Source organism: Frankia sp. Hr75.2, assembly GCF_949319125.1.
Classification (GTDB): Bacteria; Actinomycetota; Actinomycetes; order Frankiales; family Frankiaceae; genus Parafrankia; species Parafrankia soli.
The window spans coordinates 1-3299 of sequence record NZ_CASGGV010000106.1 but is presented as its reverse complement, the minus strand read 5'-3'; the positions used below and the strand labels follow the sequence as shown (position 1 = coordinate 3299).

Below are 3299 nucleotides of genomic sequence, written 5' to 3'. Positions count from 1 at the left end.
AACACGACAGGGCGCAGGAGCCACAGGCGGGGCGAGGCGCCTCCCGGACGCCGGTCGTCGTTCCCGCGCTGCGGCGCGACCGTCCCGGAACGGTCACCTTCGCGACCGCGCTGGCCACCCTGCACGCCCACGGCCACCCGGTCGACTGGAACCCCGCCGGCCCGGCCACGGCACAGGAGCCGGACCCGGCCACGGACACCGTGCCCTCGACGGACCCGGTGACATCGACGAACGCCGGGGCGCCCGCACCGGACCCCGCGCCCGCAGCACCCGCGCCGCCGGTGGCCCTGCCCACCTACCCCTTCCAACGCCAGCGGTACTGGCTGGAGCGCGGGCCCGTCGCCGGCGGCGAGCGGGCGGACGCCACCGCGGGCGATCCGGCCGCCGCCGATTTCTGGGCCGCCGTGGAGCAGGAGGACCTCGCCGGGCTGACCACCGAGCTGGACATCTCCGAACCTGAGCGGACCACGGCCCTGCGGACCGTCCTGCCCGGGCTGGCCAGCTGGCGCCGCGCCAACCTCGAGCGTGCCGCGACCCACCGGTGGCGCTACCAGGTGGAGTGGAAGGCGCTGGCGGTCCCCGCCCCGGCCGGGGCGGCCCGTGCGCGGCGAACGGTCGACGGGGAGCCGGGAATCTGGTTCGTCGTGACGCCCGAGGGCGTGACCGGATCGGACGATGTCGTCTCCGCCATCGCGGACCACCGCACGCGGGTGCGGGTGATCGAGGTGGGAACCGCGGAGTCCGATCGCGCCGGCCTGACCGCCCGCCTGCGCTCCGCCCTGGCGGACGAGGGGGGACAGTCCGCCGCCGGAACAGCGGCGACCCCGGCCGGCGTGGTCTCGCTGCTGGCGTGGCGGGACGCGCCGTGTCCCGACGCGCCCACCGTCGGCATCGGCCTGCTCGCCACCGTCGCACTCACACAGGCGCTCGGCGACCTCGAGGTGTCCGCGCCGCTGTGGCTGCTGACCCGCGGCGGTGTGGCGACGGACGCCACCGAACAGCCGCGGCTCTCCCAGGCAGAGGTCTGGGGACTGGGGCGGGTCGTGGGTCTGGAGCATCCGGACCGCTGGGGCGGCCTGATCGACCTGCCCGAGGACGGGTTCGACGCGGCGAGCGCACGCGGGCTGGCCGCCGTGCTGGCCGGCCTGGCGGAGGACCAGGTGGCCCTGCGGCCGCGTGGCCTGCTGGCCCGCCGGGTGGCACGGGTACCGAACCGGCGCGCAGCGGCGGGTCGGGCCTGGAACCCCCGGGGGACGGTTCTGGTCACCGGCGGCACGGGCGGGCTCGGCGGGCAGGTCGCCCGCTGGCTGGCGGGCGCCGGCGCGGAGCACATCGTGCTGGCGAGCCGACGAGGTCCACTCGCTCCGGGAGCCACCCGACTGGCGGACGAACTTCGTGGGCCGGGGGTGCGGGTGACGGTCGCCGCCTGCGACACCGCCGACCGGGCGGCCCTCAAGGCTTTGCTGGACTCGCTCGCGGCCGAGGACCTCACCGCCGTGGTGCACGCCGCCGGGGTGGTCACCGAGGTACCCGTGGCCCACCTGGACGCGGACGATCTCGCGGAGGTGATCGCGGGCAAGGCCGCCGGGGCGGTACACCTGGACGACCTGCTCGGCGACACCGCGCTGGACGCCTTCGTGGTGTTCTCCTCGATCGCCGGGGTGTGGGGAAGCGGAGCCCAGGCGGGCTACGCCGCCGCGAACGCCACCCTCGACGCGCTGGTGGAGCGCCGGCGTTCCCGCGGTGTCGCCGGCACCGCGATCGCCTGGGGCCCGTGGGGCGGCGCCGGCATGGCGGAAGTGGGGGACATCGAGGCGCGGCTGCGCCGGCGCGGGCTGCGGGCCATGGATCCCGGGCTCGCGCTGGCGGCGCTGCGGCAGGCGGTCGCGGAGGAGGCCGGCCCCCTCGTCGTAGCCGACGTGGACTGGGAGCGGTTCGCGCCCGTCTTCACCGCGGCCCGGCCCCGGCCGCTGATCGCCGACCTGCCCGAGGTGCGCGCGCTGAACGCCGCGGCGGGCGCACCCGCGGCCGGCGGCGGGTCGGGCGCCTCCCCCGCCGGCAGGGCGACCGGCAGCGGGGCGATCACCGACCCGGACGCGGACGGATCCGGTTCGGAGCTGACCCGCCGGCTCGCCGCGCTCACCGCCGAGGAGCGGCGACGGGTACTCGTGGAGGCGGTGCTCGGCGCCGCGGTGGCGACGCTCGGCCACTCCTCCCCGGGCGCGATCGACCGGACCCGGCCGTTCAAGGAGCTGGGCTTCGACTCGCTCACCGCCGTGGAGCTGCGCAACCGGATCAACGCCGCGACCGGCCTGCGCCTGCCGGCCAGCGTCGTCTTCGACTATCCGACGGTCGACGCGCTGGCCGACCTGGTACTCACCGAACTCGCCGGCGCGCTGGGCGACGACATCGCGGTGGCCTCGGCCACGGCCGGGCGGGACGTGCGCGACGGTGCCGGCGACGACGACCCCGTCGTGATCGTGGCGGTGGCGGGGCGCTGGCCCGGCGGCGCCGACTCACCGGAGAAGCTGTGGCGGCTCGTGCTCGACGGCGTCGACGCCGTCGGCGCGTTCCCGGTGAACCGGGGATGGGATCTCGACGGACTGTTCCACCCGGACCCGAAGCACCCCGGCACCTCCTACGTGCGGGAGGGCGGCTTCCTGCACGACGCGGACCTGTTCGACGCCGAGTTCTTCGGAATCAGTCCCCGCGAGGCCACCGCCATGGACCCGCAGCAGCGGCTGCTGCTGGAGACCGCCTGGCAGGTCGTCGAACGGGCCGGGATCGAACCGACGTCCCTGCGGGGCTCGCGGACCGGTGTCTTCGTCGGCGCGTCCCAGCAGGAGTACGGCCCACGGCTGCACGAGGCGGTCCGCGGCGGGGTCGAGGGCTACCTGCTCACCGGCGCGACGAACAGCGTGGCGTCCGGGCGCATCTCCTATGTGCTGGGGCTGGAGGGGCCGTCGGTCTCCATCGACACCGCCTGCTCGTCGTCACTGGTCGCCACGCACCTCGCCGCGCAGGCGCTGCGCGGCGGCGAGGTCGACCTGGCCCTGGTCGGCGGGGTGAACGTGCTCGCCGGACCCGGCGCGTTCACCGAGTTCAGCCGGAAGAAGGGCCTGGCCCCGGACGGGCGGTGCAAGCCGTTCGCGGCCGCCGCCGACGGCACCGCCTGGTCGGAGGGCGTCGGCATGCTGCTGCTGGAGCGGCTTTCGGACGCGCGGGCGAACGGCCACCGGGTGCTGGCTGTGATCCGCGGCAGCGCGGTGAACGCGGACGGGGCCAGCAACGGCCTGACG

At 76.4% G+C, this 3299-nt stretch carries 1 protein-coding gene; it reads left to right on the top strand.

Annotation, left to right across the window (positions count from 1 at the left end; translation table 11 throughout):
- Positions 1 to 3299: SDR family NAD(P)-dependent oxidoreductase (locus tag AC559T_RS09350; RefSeq protein ID WP_498868475.1), on the top strand; the 3299-nt coding region annotated here is incomplete at both ends.